This window comes from Paenibacillus aceti (assembly GCF_003614185.1).
Classification (GTDB): domain Bacteria; phylum Bacillota; class Bacilli; order Paenibacillales; family Paenibacillaceae; genus Fontibacillus; species Fontibacillus aceti.
This window is the reverse complement of the sequence record NZ_KZ987724.1, coordinates 733,671-753,547: the sequence shown is the minus strand read 5'-3', so window position 1 is coordinate 753,547 and position 19,877 is coordinate 733,671. Positions and strand designations below refer to the sequence as shown.

The 19,877-nt window shown below is 49.3% G+C and carries 16 protein-coding genes; 3 read left to right on the top strand and 13 right to left on the bottom strand.

The features are described 5' to 3' along the window. Positions 1–20: 20 nt before the first annotated feature. From BFJ94_RS03385 to BFJ94_RS03365, 5 genes are all read right to left on the bottom strand, one after another. Positions 21–1,007 (bottom strand): beta-ketoacyl-ACP synthase III, encoded by a 987-nt coding sequence (locus BFJ94_RS03385; protein WP_120461202.1) that lies wholly within the window; start codon positions 1,005–1,007, stop codon positions 21–23. Next, positions 1,004–2,005: a phosphate acyltransferase PlsX gene (gene plsX / locus BFJ94_RS03380; RefSeq protein ID WP_120461200.1), complete on the bottom strand. Its 1,002-nt coding sequence runs from the start codon at positions 2,003–2,005 to the stop codon at positions 1,004–1,006. The genes BFJ94_RS03385 and plsX overlap by 4 nt, the downstream gene beginning before the upstream one ends. Continuing rightward, positions 1,989–2,585 carry a transcription factor FapR gene (fapR, locus tag BFJ94_RS03375; RefSeq protein WP_120461198.1) on the bottom strand — a complete coding sequence of 199 codons (597 nt, stop codon included), beginning with the start codon at positions 2,583–2,585 and terminating at the stop codon, positions 1,989–1,991. Before fapR ends, plsX begins: the two co-directional genes overlap by 17 nt. Positions 2,586–2,862: 277 nt before the next feature. Further along, positions 2,863–3,036, bottom strand: a complete 174-nt coding sequence (gene rpmF / locus BFJ94_RS03370) for a 50S ribosomal protein L32 (RefSeq protein ID WP_018750828.1) — start codon at positions 3,034–3,036, stop codon at positions 2,863–2,865. Between the two features lie 143 nt (positions 3,037–3,179). Continuing rightward, positions 3,180–3,695, bottom strand: coding sequence for a YceD family protein (locus tag BFJ94_RS03365; RefSeq protein ID WP_120461196.1), 516 nt, complete (start codon positions 3,693–3,695; stop codon positions 3,180–3,182). 1,177 nt (positions 3,696–4,872) lie between these two features. Here BFJ94_RS03365 and BFJ94_RS03360 point away from each other — a divergent pair. Next, positions 4,873–6,120, top strand: coding sequence for a nucleotidyltransferase (locus BFJ94_RS03360; protein ID WP_120461194.1), 1,248 nt, complete (start codon positions 4,873–4,875; stop codon positions 6,118–6,120). On the opposite strand, the gene BFJ94_RS03355 is transcribed toward BFJ94_RS03360, so the two are convergent. Then, positions 6,110–7,135, bottom strand: coding sequence for a SepM family pheromone-processing serine protease (locus tag BFJ94_RS03355; protein ID WP_120461192.1), 1,026 nt, complete (start codon positions 7,133–7,135; stop codon positions 6,110–6,112). The genes BFJ94_RS03360 and BFJ94_RS03355 overlap by 11 nt on opposite strands. Positions 7,136–7,251: 116 nt before the next feature. Between BFJ94_RS03355 and BFJ94_RS03350 the strand changes: the two genes are divergently transcribed. Then, positions 7,252–8,487 (top strand): nucleoside recognition domain-containing protein, encoded by a 1,236-nt coding sequence (locus tag BFJ94_RS03350; protein ID WP_120461190.1) that lies wholly within the window; start codon positions 7,252–7,254, stop codon positions 8,485–8,487. Positions 8,488–8,513: 26 nt separating this feature from the next. Here the strand turns inward: BFJ94_RS03350 and coaD are convergent, their stop codons facing one another. From coaD to BFJ94_RS03320, 7 genes are all read right to left on the bottom strand, one after another. Next, the gene (gene coaD, locus BFJ94_RS03345; RefSeq protein WP_120461189.1) at positions 8,514–9,029 is read right to left on the bottom strand and encodes a pantetheine-phosphate adenylyltransferase; all 516 of its coding nucleotides are present in this window, start codon (positions 9,027–9,029) and stop codon (positions 8,514–8,516) included. A 49-nt stretch (positions 9,030–9,078) separates the two neighbouring features. Continuing rightward, positions 9,079–9,633, bottom strand: coding sequence for a 16S rRNA (guanine(966)-N(2))-methyltransferase RsmD (gene rsmD / locus BFJ94_RS03340; protein WP_120461187.1), 555 nt, complete (start codon positions 9,631–9,633; stop codon positions 9,079–9,081). Between the two features lie 190 nt (positions 9,634–9,823). Further along, positions 9,824–9,949 carry a hypothetical protein gene (locus BFJ94_RS26035; RefSeq protein WP_268238242.1) on the bottom strand — a complete coding sequence of 42 codons (126 nt, stop codon included), beginning with the start codon at positions 9,947–9,949 and terminating at the stop codon, positions 9,824–9,826. Between the two features lie 148 nt (positions 9,950–10,097). Continuing rightward, on the bottom strand, positions 10,098–12,269 hold the full coding sequence (gene gnpA, locus BFJ94_RS03335) for a 1,3-beta-galactosyl-N-acetylhexosamine phosphorylase (RefSeq protein ID WP_120461185.1): 2,172 nt from the start codon (positions 12,267–12,269) through the stop codon (positions 10,098–10,100). Positions 12,270–12,533: 264 nt separating this feature from the next. Continuing rightward, entirely contained in the window at positions 12,534–17,165 is a 4,632-nt protein-coding gene (locus BFJ94_RS03330; RefSeq protein ID WP_162944150.1) for a polysaccharide lyase family 8 super-sandwich domain-containing protein, read from the bottom strand. Between the two features lie 397 nt (positions 17,166–17,562). Next, positions 17,563–18,312, bottom strand: coding sequence for a 2,3-diphosphoglycerate-dependent phosphoglycerate mutase (gene gpmA / locus BFJ94_RS03325; protein WP_120461181.1), 750 nt, complete (start codon positions 18,310–18,312; stop codon positions 17,563–17,565). Positions 18,313–18,382: 70 nt separating this feature from the next. Next, positions 18,383–18,982, bottom strand: a complete 600-nt coding sequence (locus tag BFJ94_RS03320; protein ID WP_120461179.1) for an HD domain-containing protein — start codon at positions 18,980–18,982, stop codon at positions 18,383–18,385. A 98-nt stretch (positions 18,983–19,080) separates the two neighbouring features. On the opposite strand from BFJ94_RS03320, the gene BFJ94_RS03315 reads away from it, so the two are divergent. Next, the gene (locus BFJ94_RS03315) at positions 19,081–19,761 is read left to right on the top strand and encodes a tetratricopeptide repeat protein (protein ID WP_120461177.1); all 681 of its coding nucleotides are present in this window, start codon (positions 19,081–19,083) and stop codon (positions 19,759–19,761) included. The last annotated feature ends 116 nt before the right edge of the window (positions 19,762–19,877 follow it).

Genomic DNA, 19,877 nt, shown 5'->3' with positions numbered 1-19,877 from the left:
ATTATTCGTTCTTGATACAACTACCACACGAGAACAGAAGCACCCCAAGTCAAGCCGCCGCCGAAGCCGACGAGCAGAACCGTGTCGCCTTCCTTGATGCGGCCGTCCTCCGCCGCCTCCACAAGCGCAAGCGGAATGGAAGCAGCCGATGTATTGGCATACTTGTCTACATTGATGACGCACTTCTCTTCCGGCAGATTAAGCCGCTGCATCGCGGATTGAATGATACGGATATTAGCTTGGTGTGGAACGAATAGATCGATGTCTTCCTTGGTCTTGCCTGCCTTGCGCAGCACTTCCTCCGTTGCCGATCCCATCACGCGGACCGCAAATTTAAAGACTTCGCGACCGTTCATATAGATATAATGCTGCTTGGCCTTCACGGTTTCTTCAGAAGCGGGCAGACGAGAACCACCCGCAGCAAGCTTCAACAGCTCGCCTCCGGCTCCTTCTGCACCTAGATCAAAGGACAGAAATCCGCGGCCCTCAGGCACTTCTCCTACGATAACTGCGCCGGCTCCATCGCCGAACAGGACACAGGTGTTACGGTCGGTATAATCCGTAATTCGCGACAGGGTATCCACCCCGATCACGAGCGCATTCTTGTACATCCCGGTCTTAATAAAGCCGTTGGCTGTCGCCATGCTGTAGACGAACCCAGAGCAAGCCGCAGACAAGTCAAACGCAGCAGCACGCTTCGCCCCCAATTTATCCTGCAAAATACAGGCCGTTGATGGAAAAGACGTATCCGGTGTAATGGTAGCAACGATGATCAGCTCGAGCTGATCAGCTGTCATCCCAGCCGATTTCAAGGCGCGCACTGCCGCCTCATAAGCCAGATCAGAGGTCGCTTGCTCCGGCGCCGCAATATGACGCTCGCGGATCCCGGTACGGCTCACGATCCATTCATCATTGGTATCTACCATTTTTTCCAAATCTGCATTGGTTAACACTCGCTCTGGAACATATTTACCGGTTCCAATAATGCCTACGGAACGCATTTTCATATACTCTCCACTCTCTTCCCGCTAATTTCTTGTGATATGCTCTCCGTCAACCGGTTCTCAATCGCCAGTCGGGCCTGCCGGACTCCGTTCTTGATCGCTTCGCTATCCGAGGAGCCGTGACTCTTGACAACAAGGCCGCTCAACCCAAGCAATGGCGCGCCACCATGCTGCTTATAATCCATCATTTGCTTCATACCGCGCAAGGAAGGCATAAGTACAGCGGCGGCCAGCTTATTCTTCAGTGACTTCGTGAATTCCTGCTTCAGCACAGAGAATAACGCTCCAGCGGTACCCTCCAGTGATTTTAACAGAATATTGCCGGCAAAACCGTCGCAGACCAGCACGTCGCAGGCTCCGGTCAGAACATCCCGCGCTTCTACATTACCGATGAAATTGATCGGCAGCTCAGCCAACAACGGATATGCCGCCTTGGTCAGCTCATTGCCCTTCTTCGCTTCAGTGCCGACATTCAGCAAGCCGACACGAGGCTTGGAAATTCCGGCCACCTTCTCACGGTAAATGCTGCCCATCAGGGCGTACTGGGCCAGATGCTCCGGCTTGGCGTCCATATTGGCCCCCAGATCCAGCGCAAGCACGCCACGGCCATCCATCGTCGGGATGATCGGAGCGAGCGCCGGCCGTTCGATCCCTTCCATTCTGCCGACGACAAGCAGACCGGTGGTCATCAGCGCCCCGGTATTCCCTGCCGAGATCATCGCATCGGCTTCTTTATCATGCACAAGACGTCCTGCCACGACCATCGATGAATCCTTCTTCCGGCGCACCGCTCTAACCGGCTCATCCTCCGCCTCGATCACTTCTTCTGCATGATGCAGAATGAGGTTGGCTGGGGCATCCGTCATCAGCGGCTTGAGGCGATCCTGGTGCCCGACCAGTATGATCTGGGTATCGCTCCATTCCTGAGCCGCGGCCATCGCTCCCTTCACAGTGCTATCCGGTGCAAAATCACCGCCCATCGCATCAATGGCGATCCGCATGTGTATTTCCCCCTTCATGATTGTCATCTCCTGTTGAACGGTAAATAACGAAGTTTCCTTGAAACACCATTTCCTCACCGACATAAGTGAATACTTCCACCTTGGCCTTCGCCTTATTCGCCGATGAAGGGCGAACATAGGCCTTGGCGATGCATTTCTCTCCCAGATGAACCGATCTGATAAAGCGGATGTCCGCCGAGAAGGTCAGGGCGATTTCATCATTGATTACCGCGACCGCCAAGGAATTGGCCTGAGCGAACACGTGATGCCCCCGCGCGATACCGGTCCTTGAGAATACATGCTCCTCACGAATTTCAAAGATAGAGATCCCACTCTTGTCCAGCTGCAAATCAACGATCTCCCCGATCACCTCATGCAGAGGCAGCGACCGGACCTGATCATAGGAGCGTTCAGCCATCTGCTTCATCCGCTCTCTTAGCTCAGGGATGCCTAGCTCCATCCGATCCAAACGGATCGTCTGTATGCTGACCTTCAATTTCCGGGTCAACTCCTGGTCGGTGACAAAAGGGTTTTCTTCAATAATTTTAGAAAGCTGCTGCTGTCTCGCTTTTTTCGGCAAGCGTTCGATGGATGATCCCTCCCCTCATAGAACAACTGCAATTTATATTAAAAAGGCCATTCAGTAAGGCCTGCTAACGCCTAGATCCGCTCATTTTTAGAACCTGGTACTAAAATAGTATAAATCAACTTAGAGCAAAAAGAAAGTATCTTCGTAAACGGAGACGCTGAACCGATGCTTATACTTATTCAAGCCCAAGATCGCTCAATTACCATAGTAACAAAAAAAGTAGCACTTCATCAAAGTGAAGTGCTACTCTACTGCGCCTAAATCAAGTTTATTGGTTAATAATTTCTCTCGATTTGTATGTTCCGCATACTTTGCATACGTGGTGAGCAAGCTTCAATTCTCCGCATTGTTCACATTTTACCATGCCCGGCACAGCCAATTTGAAATGCGTACGGCGTTTGTCGCGACGCGTTTTGGACGTTCTCCGTTGAGGTACTGCCATGGTTCTCCACCTCCTTATCAAATAAACCCTGCATCGGTGTTTCATAATGTCATTTTCGAGCAGAAACGGTAACCTGTGAGATAGTTAACATCTCTCCTGGAAATTATTAAGAAAAACGTCTGTCGACGTACTTTCTACCCTACTTACTTCTTGAAAAAGTCACCCAGCGCAGCCAGTCGCGGATCAATCCGCTCCGTGTTGCAGCCGCATTGCTGTTCATTCAGATCGGTCCCGCAGGACGGACAAAGTCCCTTGCAGGTCTCCTTGCAAACGGCGGAAAAAGGCAGTTCAAGCAACAATGCTTCCTCCAGATAAGGCACCAGATTCAGGCGTTCGTCAGATACGAGCACCAGTTCCTCTTCCGCTTCATCCAGCTCTACGCTTTCCTCGTCGCTTTGTTTGAAGGCTTCTTCAAATCGGACGTCCACATGATGCTTCAGTGGCTTCAAGCATCGGGAACAGGACATGTCCAATTCCGCCGACAAGCGTCCGGTCACGTGAATGACACCGCCACCTGCTGGCTCAGCCTGCAGATCGGCTTGCATCGGGGAAATCCCCATAATGTCCTTACGTCCCTGAACCACATGATCGACATCCAATGTCTGGTGGAATTCCACCGGAGCCTCGGATGCAGAGATCTGACGAAAATTAATAATCATGAGCAATCACTCCAAACAAACAAAAATAATTATACCGATCTAGGCTAAGTTTTGTCAACTACAATCCCGTATTCCTTGCCTAAAAGCCAGCACTACTGAAGCTATTCAGAATGAGGGCCATTTCCAAACAGCCAGCACTGCATACTCCCCATTATAACTGGACTTCCCCGTTTGATACCACCCTGTTTATGATATATTCTTTATTAATCGGTACCATTTAAACCATGGAAGATTAAAGTGGCTATATCGCGGTATACGACATTACAGTAGGCGACCAAGTGGCCTATGGCATTTTGCGCATTATTTGCGCGTTTCAAGTAGGGCTAAAAAATAAAATATGCTTCGAACAGCCAGGAGTTAGCCCTTCTTTTCGTACTGGGCATGGGCTTTGGGTGGCGGTGTGGCAAACTCTCACGAACTTGGATGCAAGGCTCTGGATGGGGTTACGCTAATTCACACGTACTGGGCACAGGGCTCCTGGATGAGGTTACGGTAAATTCCTATGTACTTGGCACGGAGACTGGATGGGTATTCGGCAAATTTCCACGTACTGCACAAGTTCCTGAACAGGGTACACTAATTCGCACGTGTATTGCGTAAGGTTCCTGGGCGGTGTTACGGCAATTCACGCGTACTGGGCACAGGGCTCCTCACGCACTGTATGCGCTACCCGATGCTAAGTGGCGCTAAGATAGCGGCGGGGGACTATAAGTTAGCGCCGCAAGCAAAAAGCCTGCAAATATGCAGGCTTTCACGCCCCAAACCACCTGTTCTTAAGAAATTCCTGCAAATATGCAGGCTTTTCTTCATATTTCGTTAGAATCGGGCCAAAGTGGAGTAAAAGCCTGCATTTTAGCAGGAATTTTCTCTACGGGTCGAAATATTTAGGAAATTCCTGCATTTTTGCAGTCTTTCGATAAATGCATGGCTTTGAGAACGCGAAACAGAGGCTGCCCTGGGTTGTAACGAAACTACGTATCGCTATTTGCTCCAAAAGGAGCGATTTAAAAGTTTAACGAAACTAGGTATCGCTATTGCGGCGAAAAGGGGGCTAAAAGACGGGCTTTTACTCAAATAACGATATGGTGTTTCGTTAGAGCTGAAATGGTGTGGATTTTGCGGAAATAGCGATATGGTGTTTCGTTAGATTTGAATTCTGATGTAAAAGGTGATCACGTTGAATATTGTTGGACTGATCGTTGAATATAATCCGCTGCATAATGGACATGCTTATCACTTCCGCGAGGCGAAGCGGCGGGCGGGCGCGGATGCGGCCGTCGCCGTCATGAGCGGGGATTTCCTGCAGCGCGGCGAACCCGCGCTCGTGAACAAGTGGGCGCGGACCGAAATGGCGCTGCAGCTCGGCATAGACCTGGTGCTGGAGCTACCAGTGTCCTATGCCGTGCAGCCGGCGGAGTGGTTCGCCCACGGAGCGGCGGCGCTATTGGATGCGACAGGCGTCGTGTCGCATCTGTGCTTCGGCAGCGAGTCGGGCGAGCTGCCGGTGCTGAGCGAGCTGGCGGCGCTGCTCGCCAGCGAGAGCGGCGCGCTCCAGGCGGCGCTCGCGGAGGAGCTCGCCACCGGGGCGAGCTACCCGCGCGCCTTCGCGGCAGCTGCCGCGCGCGCCTTCGCCGCCGCAGGCGGCCTGGGCGGCGACGTGGACGCCGCCCGCCTGCTGCTCGAGCAGCCCAACAACTCGCTTGGGCTGCATTACCTGATCGCGCTGCGACGGCTACAGAGCGGCATCACGCCGCTCACCTTGCAGCGCCAGGGCGCCGGCTATCGCGACGAGCGGCCGCGCGATGCCAGCATCGCCAGCGCCACGGCCGTGCGCCGGCTCATCACGGGCGGCGGCTCGCTCGACGCAGCCGCCGCCTACCTGCCGCCCTTCACGCTGGAGATTCTCCAGCGTGAATTCGCGGCGGGCCGCGGTCCGATGCATTGGGACCGCTTCTCCCAGCCCTTGTTCAGCCGCCTGCTCGCGGCCGCGCCAGAGGAACTGGCCGGGCAGCTGGAGATGAACGAGGGGCTGGAATACCGTATCCGCAAGGTCCTGCCCAAGCTGGAGCAAGCGACCGTAACCGAGCTTGTCGGCCTACTAAAGACCAAGCGCTACACCCACACCAAGCTTCAGCGCACGCTCCTGCATACCTTGCTCGGACACTCGCAGCAGATGGGCTCCCGCGAGATTCTATCCGCTGGGCCGCATTATTTGCGAGTGCTCGGCTTCAACGAGCGCGGCCAACAGCTGCTGAAGCAAATGAAAAAGACGGCCAAGCTCCCGGTTATCACCCGCGCTGCGGATCTATCTCATCCGCAGCTCGATGCTGATATCCGGGCCTCAGCCGTCTATGCTAATGCTATGCCTAAGCGGACAGGCTTCGACCTGTTCCGCGACTATCGCCAGGCGCCGATCAGGCTTTAGGCTCAAGCTGCTGCAGGTATTCTACCGCCTCCTGCGCCGATTTGACCTGAACCAGCTTCATGTCGCTGCCGATTTCATCAGCCTTGGCCTTGGCGACGGTATAATTATTCACCGGGACGAAGAAAATATCCGCATGCTGCCGCTCAGCGGCCACGATCTTGAATTGCACGCCGCCGATTTCCCCGACGCTGCCATCTCCATCAATCGTCCCTGTACCGGCAATGCGGTAGCCCTTCGTCAAATCTCCGGGGGTAAGCTGATTATAGATCTCCAGCGTAAACATCAGGCCCGCGGAAGGGCCTCCGATCCCCGTCTCAATGAACTTGACCTCTTTATCCTCAATAGCAGGCTCAACCTTGCGCACCTCACCAATAGACACCCCGAGCCCCGCTTTTGGCGTATTGGAATCCTCCGAAATATCGATCAACTCAACCAGTTCATCCAGGCTCTCCTGATTGCGCTCCAGCTGGACAGTCACCCGATCCCCCGGCTTCTTATCAGCTAACAGCAGCGCCAGATCCTCGAACTTCCCAATCGGCTGCCCGTCGATCTTACGGATAATATCCCCAGGATGAAAATTCCCCTTAGGTTCGACCGCTTTAAACAGTCCGACAATAAACACGTACTCTGGAACGATGTCATAATCAATATCCGCTAAATGATAGGCGGCAATAATTGCGCTTGATTGGGAATTGCTCATATAATACCGCTGCTGCGTCTGATATTCCTCTTCATCCCGATCCGGCTCCTTCCGGACCACCTCAGCCTGATTATTAAACTGCGCCGTCGCCAGCATGGCCAGATTGGCGTAGCTTACAGATACCGTCGTAAGCATAAATGTCCCCTTCTCTTCCGGGTCCGCAGCAGGTATGCTCACCATCGGCTTGATCTCCTCAGCGAGTCCCGGCCGATTAATCAAATACGGCGTCGGCATATAGACCATGACATATACAAGGACGACCAAGGTAATTAAATAAAGCGTTATTTTGATGACTGGTGATTTCTTCATTCGCATCTGAAATTCCCCCCTCTGGACACGGCTGGTATATCGATGGTCTGTGTCCTGGTTGTCCCGCATATGCATTGTACTAGCCGTCCATTTCGATATACATATGAAGAAGGTGAACGCTTATGCATCGCGAACAGGCCACAAACGGCAAAATGTCGTCAACTATACTGTTTGCCAGTATTGCAATATTACTCGTTATTTGTATCGTTGCTGCTCCCGGGCCTGCCTTCCAGGCCTCTGGACAAGGACTTTCCCTCTGGTGGAGGATCGTGTTTCCGGCGGTCCTGCCTTTTCTCGTGCTCTCCGAGATGCTGATCGCCGGCGGATTCCCGCAAGGGCTCGGTGTTATTCTGGAACCCTTCACACGCAGAATCTTAAGACTTCCCGGCTCCTTCGGCTGGATACTTCCGCTTGGCATGACAGCCGGATTTCCAGCCTCTGCCGCGGCTGCAGCAACCCTATATAAGCAGAGAAAAATCACAGCCCTCGAAGCCGAAAGAATGGCCGCCACCGCCCACTTTGCCAGCCCGATGCTGATCATCATCGTGATCGGTGCCGGTTATCTGAACAATCCCGATCTGGGTCTGCTACTGCTCGTCATTCACTGGCTATCCGGCTTCGCGGCGGCGATCACACTAAGCCATCTGCTCTGGAAAAAGACGGCTGATAGCAGTTCTTCCCAACCAGCCCAGCGGCAAGCTGCAGTCCAAACATCAACGCGCACGGCCAAGCCCGGTCTGATGAGATCGGCACTGCGGCGAATGGAGGAAGCCCAGCAGGAGGACGGCCGCAGCTTCGGGAAGCTGCTCGGTGACTCCGTCGCCAATAGTGTCCAGACTCTGATGACGATCGGCGGCTATATGTTAATTTTTGCGGTCATGATCCATGTCGTCAATTCTTTTTTACCCGCTTCTGTATTTTCTTATTTCATTGCCGCCTTGATGGAGGTCCACCTGGGAACCTATGCGGTTGCAGGACTGCCTGTCTCCCAGCCTATAATTGCCGCTCTGCTCGGCACCGCGCTCGGCTGGAGCGGAATCTGTTCCTTCCTTCAGGTACAGGCGGTGCTGAAACCCGCAGGGATCAGCGGCGTACGCTTCATCATTCAGCGTTTAATTCATGGGGCATACGCCTTCTTGCTCACCTTAATACTATGGCGGCCACTGACGGCAATTTGGCCCGATGCCGTTCCCGCCTATAAGGAAATGAACCACCCGCTAGCCGCAAGAATGGAAGCGGCCCTTCCAAACTGGCAGCAAGCGGCTGGCTCGCTCCGTATCTCTATGTGGCTATTAATCGCTCTAATCGCATTATGGATCACAATCTCTCTCATCTGGAGAAGAAGCTCCAGGCAATAGATTTACATGAAGCCTTCGGCCTCTTATTATTGTTGCAGCTTCGGCAGGCCTTCGTATTTCTTCCTTAATGCTTGCTCAATCTCAAGCGGAACCAGATCGCCAAGCGCTCCGTTGAAGCAAGCGATTTCCTTCACGACACTCGAGCTTAAATAAGAATACTTGGGATTCGTCATCATAAAAATCGTCTCTACATTATGATTAAGCTGCTTATTCAGGGAAGCCATCTGCAGCTCGTATTCGAAATCGGTCACAGAGCGAATCCCTCGTACGATGACATCTGCCTTTCTGTAATCTACATAGTTAACGAGCAGATCGCGGAAGCTGTCCACCTCCACATTAGGCAAATGGCTCGTTACTGAAGAGATCAACTCCTTGCGCTCCTCCACCGTAAAGAGAGGTTTCTTGCTCAGGTTGTTCAACACGGCTACAATGAGCTTGTCAAACTGACGGGAAGCCCGCTGAATAATATCCAGATGTCCATTGGTAATAGGGTCAAAGCTGCCTGGATATACGGCGATTCGCGGTGCTTTGTGCTGTTCCATAGGTTCTGTTTTCCTCCTTAATTATGACGGGTGTCCCTAGTCTGAACTTCTATGGTTCATACCTGTAAATGGATACGGAGGTTTCCCCATATTCCGCTTTGCGCAGCTCTGTAAAATTGCCGAAGCAGCTCGGATAGACATAGGAAGATTCATACTCCAACACAACCGTCGCGCGATCTTCAAGCAGCTTCAGCTCGTCCATCGCTTCCATCAGCTTATCTCCGTTCTTAAGCCGATAAGGCGGATCAAGAAATACCAGCTCGAATGTCGCCTCGCGCTTGGACAACACCTTCAGCGCTCTTGCCGCATCATTCTTATAAACCTCTGCACGCTCCGCCAGACCGGCGGTCTTCAAATTGGCACGTACAACTTCGATGCTCTTGTAATCGAGATCCACGAATACCGCCTTGTCCATGCCACGGCTCAGCGCTTCAATGCCTAATCCGCCTGTTCCCGCGAACAAATCAAGCACGGCACCACCATCGAAATACGGCCCGATCATGCTAAACACGGCTTCCTTAACTTTGTCTGTCGTCGGTCTTGTCCCCATCCCGGGAACCGCCTTCAACGTCCTGCCCCGGGCACTGCCCGATATGATTCTCATGCTAGTTCACACACCCTTGCGCAATGCCGCTCTACGTAAGAGGTAATCCAAAGTCCACCGAAAACTGAACGTTTTGAACACCATCCAAATAGAGCAAATATATAGATTTCAGGCTTCTAAAATAGCCTGTCGATATCGTACCATAATCCCGGGTAGAATGAAAAATGTAATTTCACATTACTTTTTGCGGTTATTCATGTATAAATCCTCCAGCCCCGGGCAAACTTGAACTATCGACATCACCAAATGTCGTAGACAACCGCGGAGAAGACTTACGTTTCCCCATAAGCTCTTCGTCCGGTTTCTCCTCTCCCATGATTGGGGCCCTCGTAAGGGGGCCCTGACTTTTTGTCGTTTACTGATCCACCAAATGCACGCCAAAAATCCCCCTGAAATAAGACATCACTGCCACTTCAGAGGGATATTGAATATTGATTGATTATCTACTCGCTATAAACTTAGACTTACATGTTAAACCAACGTAATTCGCCGCCCTTAAGCTCCAATTCGAAGCTCTTGCCATTAGCATACACGGTCGTGTTACGCGGCTCTGCGGTGTTATTAACGACGCAATATGTGCCTGTCTCCGGATAAACATGGATTTCCGTATGAGCATCCGAACTGAACCAATTATGCAATTCAGTATCTTTGCCGCAAGACCATAAGATGGCACGATGCAGCAAGCGGGCGTTCTCCGCACTATACGGCAGTCCACCGATATAGACAGAGCGACCGTCGAAGTAGTTATTGACTGCAAACTGTACTTCCTTATCATCGCAAGCTAAAATATCAGCACTCGTCGCATATATATTTTTCTTGCCTTCACCAAAGTTAATTTCCCCATCCATATCGGCAGTAATAAAGTGAGACGGCTTAACATCCCAATTATATTTATCATAGCCGAGGGTGAAGCCGCGCTCCAGTTCTACGCCAAGAGCATCGCCTAATTGGAAGAAACGACCTTGATGTTGAACCGCAGAAGGTTCGCCTACACCGATAAAGCCGCCTCCGCGAGCGATAAATGCCCGGATTTGCTCCACAATAAATGGATCTTTCCAGTTCTCGCCGCCAGTATGCGCCGTGTCCGCATCACCGATGTTAATAATGACATCGAGATCTTCCAGCAGCTGCGGCTGCTCGCGAATATCGTCAAAGCTAATGAAGGATACATCGAATGGAGCGCCGCTCAAAATTTCAATAATTCCCGCATAGCTGTAGTTTTGCTTTTGATACAGCGCATGATGCACCATGTGACAGCCCCAAGAGCGCATTTTACCCCAGCAGTTCAGAACAGCAACTTTGGCCAAGCATAATGGCTTCGTACGTGCTTTTTCATATAAGTCGCGGAATTCATCGGCCACCTGCGTGACATAATCCACAAAGTCCGGGAAGTCCAACGCCAGCTTCAAGTAACCGCCATAACCAATACGATCCACAGGCTTACGCAAAATAGCTCGTCTTGCCGTTAACCAGTTTTCTTGCGCTTCCGCCGTTGGATTGCCACCAGGATGGAACGTATCCGGGAAGAAGTATGGCAAGAAACGCCCTTCTGTATATTTCACCCCAGGGATATCGCTGATCAATCGCAATGTCGAACCATTGCCAACGCTACCGACGACGGCATCTAGCCCGATCGTTTTGAACTCGTCCATATAAGGCTCCGTACCGATAAAATGGTCACCTAAGAACATCATCGCTTCGCGGCCCTCTTCATGGGTAATATCAACGAGTTCCTTAGCAAGTTGTGCTACCTCACGCCGTTGGAAAGCCATAAAGTCCAAATATTCCTTGGATGGAATCCGGTACTGATTGTTGTAATAGCCTTCGTCAATAATAAATTCCGGACGGAACTTATAGCCCACTTCACGCTCGAACTGTTCGAGAATATAAGGGCTGACGCTGGCGGAATAGCCATACCAGTCCACATATTTCTCCCGGCGCAATTCATCGAATACAAGGGTGAACTGATGGAAGAACGTTGTGAACCGCACTACATTGACATAAGACTTCTCACGCAAAAATTCACGGAGTCGGCCCTTGGAATACTCCCGCGTTTTAGGCTGACGTACGTCAAACGTAATCTGCCGTTCGAAATCCTTCCAATCGTTGACCACAGCATTGTACATATGAACGGGATCCCAAATAAGATAGGTCAAGAAGCTGACGCTATACTCATGGTAAGGTATCGTATTATTAATGATTACTGAGCCACTCGCTTCATCATAGCTCCAGTTATTCGTCGGTACAACCTCGCCGGTAGTACGATCGATAACCTCCCACCAACGGTAAATATCATCACGGTTGTTCACTTGCAATAAGTCTTCGCTAATCCCTTCCAATAGTCGAATGGACAGCGTTGCGTCTGTAGCAGCCACAAACCTCGTTGAAATATAGCACTGCTGTACTTCATCAGGGTTTGCTTTTGCCCAATTATTGTCTTTACGGGTCGTATAGTAAGTAGCATATATTTTTGCTCCACAATCAACTAACTCCTGCGGAAAGGTGGTGCCGTCTGCATCGCGTACCGCATCAGCTCCCCACAGCTCCATCGTTTTCAGTGTTTCGCCTACGACATCAAGGTCGGTAGGGATTGTCAGGCGCCCTCTAGTTGGTTTGTTCTGGTTCTGCTCGCTCATTTGAAATTGCTCCTTCCAAATAACTGATCGTTGATCCCATCATACTTAGCAAGCCTGAGAGAACCAAGGACGAATTATGACCTTCCACGAGTAAAATTTTGACCTTTCAAGCGAATGCAGATCATTACTGTTGCCTTTGTGGTGGTTGGTCAGCCTAACGAGAAATATGCAATATTTGAACTTCAACATCAAAAGCCAAGATCCTAAGCATCAGACCTTGGCTTTCGATTGAATTATTTTCACATGAATCGCTGCAGCATCTCTTTATTGTAATTGATTTAACATACTTAGTATCAAAGTTACCGCTTCAGCTCTAGTTATAGGAGCATTAGGATTAAATTTACCGTTTCCATTTCCCTTTACCAGACCCGCTTCTGCAGCTGCTGCTACATATGGTGTAGCCCATACTGGAATCTGATCTACATCATCGAATGTTGAGGTTAGCTCAGAATTTAATTCAAGACCCAATGCACGAACAATAATAACAACGAATTCACTTCTGCTGATTTCATTGTTCGCACGGAATGTCCCATCCTTATAGCCTGAAATATATCCCGCTTTAACAAGTGCCTGTATGAAGGGTTGTGCCCAGGCAGGTGTTTGGTCTTGATCCATGAAGTCAAATTCTGTATTAGCTTGCTCTAATTTCAGCGCTCTTGCCAGCATTGTTGAAACCTCACCACGGGTTACAGCCCCATTGGGTCTGAACGTTCCATCCCCATAACCTTTTACAAACCCAAGTTCAACTGATTTTTCAATGGAAGCCTTGGCCCAATGATTCATGATATCAGACAAATCTACTTTAGGAGTTTCTGGCTCCACAGGTTTCGCTGGCTCTATTGGATCTATTGGATTTTTGGGTTCAGTTGGCGTTGGTGTTGTTGGAGCTGTTGGAGCTGGTGCCGGATTCGGTGTTTGCGTCGATCCCCCACTCGAAGAGTTAGCTTCTGTCCTTACAGCTACACGGAGACCATCACTCCAGTTTCCTGCTGCATCGCCTGCTTTAACCACAAAGATATAACTTGTGTCTGGTAAAAGACCACTGACTGTATAGCTAGTAATATTGCCTGGCAATTGAATTATTTCATGACCATTCTTATAAATCTTGTAGCTTACTACTCCTATATTATCCGTTGCTTCTCTCCATGAAAGCATTAGACTAGTTCTGCCAATACTTGAAGCTGATAATTGTGCTCCTGACGGCCAGGCTGGTTCAGTTCCGTCTACAATCGCAGCCTCTTTATATGTTGCTGTTATTTTAACTGCTTCATCCGGCATGATGAATGTATAAACATTGGCGTTCGTTGCATCTTGATTTAACGTCAAGTTTGCTGGTGCTACGATCCACTTGTCGAACTCTTTACCTACCGGTGTATTCAGCGTTACGGTTACGGTTTCACCTTTCTTCGCAGTTTGTTTGTCTGCTGTTGCACCTTCCATGGTTATGTTATTGGACTTTTCGAGATCAAATACAGCGGTGTACGTCTTACCGAGAGAGCCAGAAGTGTTGACCGAAATACTTACTCCGCCTTCTATCGGTGCAACCTTCATGCCGATATCTGCAGTAAGCAATGCCAAGTCCGGTTGATGGACTTCAAGCGTCACTGTGCTTTGCTTTTGCGTTGGATCAGATATCGCAATTTTCATTTCACCATGGTCTTCTCGCATAATGACAGCGGCGGCAGATTTGGCACTGATCCTCTCCACAGAACCCGCATTCCAGAAATTCGCAGTGGTGATGCCAAGCTGTTTGTTGCTCACAGCCTGTACTGTTGATGTATTGCTCAGTACTTCTACTGATGGTTGTTCACTATAAGCTTGTGTTTGTGCCGCCGTCTTGCCGGGAAGCAGTACATATTCGTAACTGGCTGATTGTGGATTGTCCTCATGTTCAAAAGCGATGCTAGCATAGTTGCGTGTCAGTTTATCCTTCGACTGCCCGTTATTGATGTCATACCACGATCCTGTTCTTGCTTCACGTATAACCTGTAGAGTAGGCGCGGTTGGGAAGTAGTAGCCTACATCTGAACCGGAATCCGAGCTGTTACCCGCCAAATGCGCCCAATTTACACTGTTAATATCCTCTGCATAATCCAATGCTGTTGGCACCGGTACACCGTTAACTAGAAATTCGTTATCACCGCTGCTATTCAATTTACGATTATCAACAATCGTTTCCACCGTTTTTGTTGCCGCTGACGTTTTACTGATATCTGTCCCTAGGGCAACAATTTCATCATCGAACATGAACCATGATTTCTTGCCACTTAAATCACTGCCAGTTACTTTCTTTAATGAGAAATTCATTGCGCTTGTGCTATACAAATGATCTAATGTTACACCACCAACATGACTCTCCGTATTATAATAATAGGCCCATTCGCCTGGCATCTTTCCTTCTCCAGAGCCGTCTGTCGTCGTGCCTGGCAAGCGGAAGCTATTCACCGTCGCCCAGAATCCATCGCGATATTGCGATAAGTCATTGTTGTAAATATAGGTCATGCCAAGCCCGGTATCCCAGCCTTTTAAATTTTCTTTATTGCCCATTTCAAAGTCAGAGATGCGGTCTGAGAACATGCTTAGTCCAAAAGCGTAGTCCGGACGGTGATGCGTAACCCGGGCCATGCCGTTGAACATATAGCTTTGCGAAAGCTCGCCGCGCGCTACAACGGTATCATCATTCATGACTCTCTTCAATAACATCACGCTATAAATCGGCAAGCCTTTATAGTAATCAGCAAAGGTTGTATCCTTGCTTACCCATTCCTTAACCATACTGCGAATATTAGCGCTGATTTCAGGTGGTGCCCCTTCTGCTAAACTTGCCAAGGCTACAATCGTACTGCGCGCCGTTCCGGAATCGCTTCTGGAAATCCCTCGTCCGTTAACCATATCCATGTATAGCCCTTTATAAATAACAGGTTCAAAAGTATCGCTTACCCACTTGTAAATGTTAGCTACACGCGGGTCAGTCACAGGCCAAGGTGAATTGTTGAGCAAATAAGTGATGTCCGCCGTGCGGCTGAGCCAGACCGCTCCATAGCCGGCCGTGTAGGCGATATTCGCATGCTGCACCAGTGATCCATCTTCATATACACCGTCACCACTGGTGACATAGTTGAATTCTGAACCAATCGAATCCCGTCCTTGCGTAATCTTGGCACTATTTTTGCCAATAACACCACGCAAAGTTACAACAAGCGCTTTGTCCAGCAAATTACCACCGGTCTCGATCACGTTGCTATTTTGTACCCGCTTTGTTGGGTCAGGGCAATACTTATCAATGGCACGCATAAAATTGGCTATTTGCTGATCGTTCAGTTCATCATACATAAGAACTAGACAATCATTCAGCAGCTGCGGTGCACCGATTTCAAATCCCCACCAGCTGCTGGCAGTGCTGTAGGATAACCGTTCATTATAACGCTTGGCGTACATCCAATCTAAGGCCCCGATAATTGCATCCCGCAGTTGTGGATCATGATAAAAACGAGAAGATTCTGTATTGTAAGCGGTTGCCATTGTTTTAATACGAGTAAACTCACTAACGATGTTGTTGGCATGCTGCTCTTTCGTATCTGCACTATCGGTAAAATCCGACCATAAGTATTGGCGGCTGCTATCATTAGCGCTTAATGTATCAAGATAACCTGTCTTCGCGGCATTGGATACACTCTTGTCCATCTCAGCTACCAGCGCCTGAATAACAGGATCCGCAGCAAGGCCGGCATCTGCGGCGCCAACCAGCTTCTGTTTCCAGCGTACACGCAATTGATTGTAAGCAGCTGCCGTCTCTGCAGAATCCACGCTAATTTTGCTTTGCGCCTTTATCGTCTCGTCCTGTGTAGCAACAGTAACTGTGGCCACGCCCGCAGCAACTGCTGTAATATTACCATTGTTATCAACAGTAGCTACATTCTGATCGCTAGTACTCCATATGACATCGGGAGATTGCAGGTTACTCGGGGTTACGTTCAACGTTAGGGGCTTCATCTCTCCAACTGTCATCGTCATTGCCGTCGGTTCAAGCGTTAACCCTGTTATGCCGTCGTACTCCTCAAGTTGAACGTTATCAAACCACACTTTGCCGGTGGAATTTTCTAGAAACAATTCAATCAGAAATTTATCATAACCATTTGGTACCGTTATGAAACCTTGCTGCATCGTCCAATCATTCGTACCATACACTTTAGTTGAGTTAGGACCAGCTACATTTTTTTGTGAGTCCGAGGGATGCGGCAGAGAACTGCGAAAATAAACGCCGCTGCCGCCTGCAACATTTTCGGTCTTATACCACACTTTCAAGCGGTACGATTTTCCGGCTTCGACCGGAGCCTTCACATTAAGGGACACACGGCTTGTGCTGGAAGCATCAATCAGCATCGATTGTTGACCACTACAGTAGTTATAAGTATCGGTCGTTACACTTACTGTTCTACCCGTTGGTTTACCAGAACCTACCGGTATCCATGTGTCCCAATTAACAGGTACAGGGTTCGTATCGGTATATTGAGTCCAAGTACCGCTCGGCGCGGCGGTTAATTCAAAATCACCATTCGGCACTAAATTAGCATTGGCGGATACTTGGAAAGGCACATCAGCTGGTGACAACTGTTTGATGCTTTCCTTTACGTTCTCGCTTTCGCCTAGCATGTTCTCCTCCGCTTGACCATTATTCTCGAAAATACTATAGTTGTCCTCATTTCCATCAACATCGATAGTATCACTTTCAAGTTCATTTGCATTGCTTATGCCCACATCGTTCTTTCCAATTGCAAGCCCTTTCATATCTTGCTGCCAATTCCCTTCATCTGATGATATCGCCGCACTTGTTCCAACGGGTAGCAGCGTAACAACTAACGTTACGACTAGTAACACGGATAGTACTCTCTTCACCGCTCTTACCTCCATTTCATGATTACCTCTCTTCCAAAATGTCCTCCATCATTACTTATCTTCCGCTTTCACCTCTTTTTAATGATTTAGTAGTCATTAAGTGGCGCTAATCACCAAAAAATTGCTCCACATTAATATCCTTAATGAACTGGATATATGATTAATCAAGGTAATTGTTAACGCTTACATTTAGAGTAATATGATTGCCTCTTGCTTACGTGTATTATTTTGTGCTTGTACGATAACTATTTTGACCCATTAAGTGACTTCACAATTGCTATTGTTTGCGCTGGTGATTAAGCAGGTATAATAATTTTTAAATAAAAAAAGGTCAAAGCAGGGGGCATTTGTCCCCATACTCGACCTTTTGTTTTTTCTTTACCCGACGACTTGTTAATTACTCCATAATCGTATCCGGATCAGCAACGGTCTCGATTTTTTGCTCAATCTTCCCTTGACTGCCCAGATAATATTTCTCGATCGGCTTGAAATGCTCGTCCAGCGTATACACGAGTGGTGTACCCGTCGGGATGTTCACATCCACAATCTGCTCGCTGCTGAGCTGCTCTAAATATTTGATCAGGGCGCGCAGACTGTTGCCATGCGCTGCTATAATGACCTGCTTGCCTTGAACGATCTGTGACTTGATCTCCCGCTCCCAATATTCCTCTACGCGAACGACGGTCTCCTTGAGACTCTCTGTCAACGGAAGCTCATCATCGGTGAGCTCATTATATTTAGGATCATGACGAGGATAACGCTCATCCTCCTTCGTTAGCGCCGGCGGCAGTACATCATAGCTTCTGCGCCAGAGCAGTACCTGCTCATCGCCGTATTTCTCGGCGGTAGCCGATTTACTCAAGCCTTGCAGCGCTCCGTAATGCCGTTCATTGAGCTGCCAGGTTTTATGAACCGGAATCCACAGCTGATCCATCTCATCGAGAATATGATAGAGTGTCTTGATCGCCCGTTTCAGATAGGAGGTATAGGCCATATCGAACTTGAAATTCGCTGCCTTCAGCAGCCTTCCCGCCTCTTCCGCTTCCTGAATCCCTTTTTCCGACAGTTCTACATCAGTCCAGCCTGTAAATAGGTTAGATTTATTCCATTCGCTCTCTCCGTGCCTGACCAACACTAATTGATACATGAGATGACACTCCTTCCATTTAGGGATGTCCAGCATACGCTGCCGGTTCGTCCCGCTACATATGATCCATCTATTCCTGCAAGTAACCTTGTTTCACTGCATCCCGGATCAGCTCTGTCACCAGCTCATATAGAGCGGGCGAGATTTCAGCTACTCCAGAAATACGGGCAAGCACCTGGGAACTTCTCACGCCATGCTTCTTCCAGGCTACACCACCTGTATAGTAATTATGCAACAAAGGCTGGGTGCGATCAATCGCCGCGGCATACTTGGCATCCAGACTGTCGCACTCCTCGAACTCAAGCCACAGCGACATCAGCTCCTGCCTCTGATCCTCAGGCAGCAGGCCGAAGATACGCTCAGCCGCCTTCATCTCCCGTTCCTGCTTATCCTCATACCCCACCACATCATAGGCAAATGTATCGCCAGCATCAATTTCCACAATATCGTGAACAAGCAGCATTTTGAATACTTTCAACAAATCAGGCTGAGGTTCCGTCGTATGCTCCAGCAGCACCAGAGCCATCATGGCCAGATGCCAGGTATGCTCCGCATCGTTCTCCTGTCTCGATTGATCCATCAGCACCGTCTGCCGCAAAATCAGCTTCAGCTTGTCAATTTCCTTGATAAATTCAATCTGTTTCTTCAGTCTTTCTCTCTGCTCTATCATCGTTTTGTAGCCTCTCTTCGACTTAAATTTCTGCTATCTACATTAATAACATGAATATGATATAATTGGTAATCATTATAACGGATGGTGGCTTAAAAATGGGTAAATTATCTTTTTTATTATTTCTATTATTATCTTGGGTTACCGGAAATCCTCTGATTGCTATCATTATTATACTCGCTGTTGTCTACTTCCTGGATCGCCGTTATATCGGTGTCATGCCTAGCATTTCCAAGCCTTTTCGCCGTTCAAGCAATATCCGTAAGTTACGGGCACAGCTCGCTGCCAGTCCATTTGATGTCTCCTCCAAGCGTGAGCTGGCCAGGCTCCTGCTCGAGAAGAAGAAATTCGCAGAAGCTCACCAGTTGCTTGAACAGGTCAAGGACGCATCCGAGGACTCAGCCGAATATTGGAGTGATCTAGGGGCCACATCCTTCGGCCTGAACCGTCTGGAAGAAGGAGAGCAGCAGATGCTGCGGGCGCTTAGCCTGAATGAGCGGGTGAAGTACGGTCAGCCCTATCTACAATTGGCCACGGCCTTCAAGGACAAAGATCCGCAGAAGGCACTCGATTACGCCGCCAAATTCGGTGATATCCAGTCTTCCTCCAGCGAAGCTTACTATTTACTCGGTAGCCTGTATCAATCGTTAGGTCGTAAGGATGAGGCCCGACAGGCGCTAACAGAGGCCATCTCTGTATATCGCTCGCTGCCCAAGTATAAGAAGCGGCATGAACGCGGGTGGGCGCTGCGAAGCACGATCAAGCGGAATTTTCTCTAGGTGGAGCTCTAACGAAACTCCATATCGCTATTTTGATGAAATCCAAGGTTTAAGACGGCAATATGCCCAAATAGCGGCACCACGTTTCCTTAGATTTTTAAAGCGCCTTTTTTGAG

Coding starts and splice junctions, on each gene's coding strand:
- BFJ94_RS03385 (WP_120461202.1), bottom strand. CDS start 1,007: ATGAAAATGCGTTCCGTAGGCATTATTGGAACCGGTAAATATGTTCCA.
- plsX (WP_120461200.1), bottom strand. CDS start 2,005: ATGCGGATCGCCATTGATGCGATGGGCGGTGATTTTGCACCGGATAGC.
- rpmF (WP_018750828.1), bottom strand. CDS start 3,036: ATGGCAGTACCTCAACGGAGAACGTCCAAAACGCGTCGCGACAAACGC.
- BFJ94_RS03365 (WP_120461196.1), bottom strand. CDS start 3,695: ATGATTATTAATTTTCGTCAGATCTCTGCATCCGAGGCTCCGGTGGAA.
- BFJ94_RS03355 (WP_120461192.1), bottom strand. CDS start 7,135: ATGCGAATGAAGAAATCACCAGTCATCAAAATAACGCTTTATTTAATT.
- BFJ94_RS03350 (WP_120461190.1), top strand. CDS start 7,252: ATGCATCGCGAACAGGCCACAAACGGCAAAATGTCGTCAACTATACTG.
- coaD (WP_120461189.1), bottom strand. CDS start 9,029: ATGGAACAGCACAAAGCACCGCGAATCGCCGTATATCCAGGCAGCTTT.
- rsmD (WP_120461187.1), bottom strand. CDS start 9,633: ATGAGAATCATATCGGGCAGTGCCCGGGGCAGGACGTTGAAGGCGGTT.
- BFJ94_RS26035 (WP_268238242.1), bottom strand. CDS start 9,949: ATGGGAGAGGAGAAACCGGACGAAGAGCTTATGGGGAAACGTAAGTCT.
- gnpA (WP_120461185.1), bottom strand. CDS start 12,269: ATGAGCGAGCAGAACCAGAACAAACCAACTAGAGGGCGCCTGACAATC.
- gpmA (WP_120461181.1), bottom strand. CDS start 18,312: ATGTATCAATTAGTGTTGGTCAGGCACGGAGAGAGCGAATGGAATAAA.
- BFJ94_RS03320 (WP_120461179.1), bottom strand. CDS start 18,982: ATGATAGAGCAGAGAGAAAGACTGAAGAAACAGATTGAATTTATCAAG.
- BFJ94_RS03315 (WP_120461177.1), top strand. CDS start 19,081: ATGGGTAAATTATCTTTTTTATTATTTCTATTATTATCTTGGGTTACC.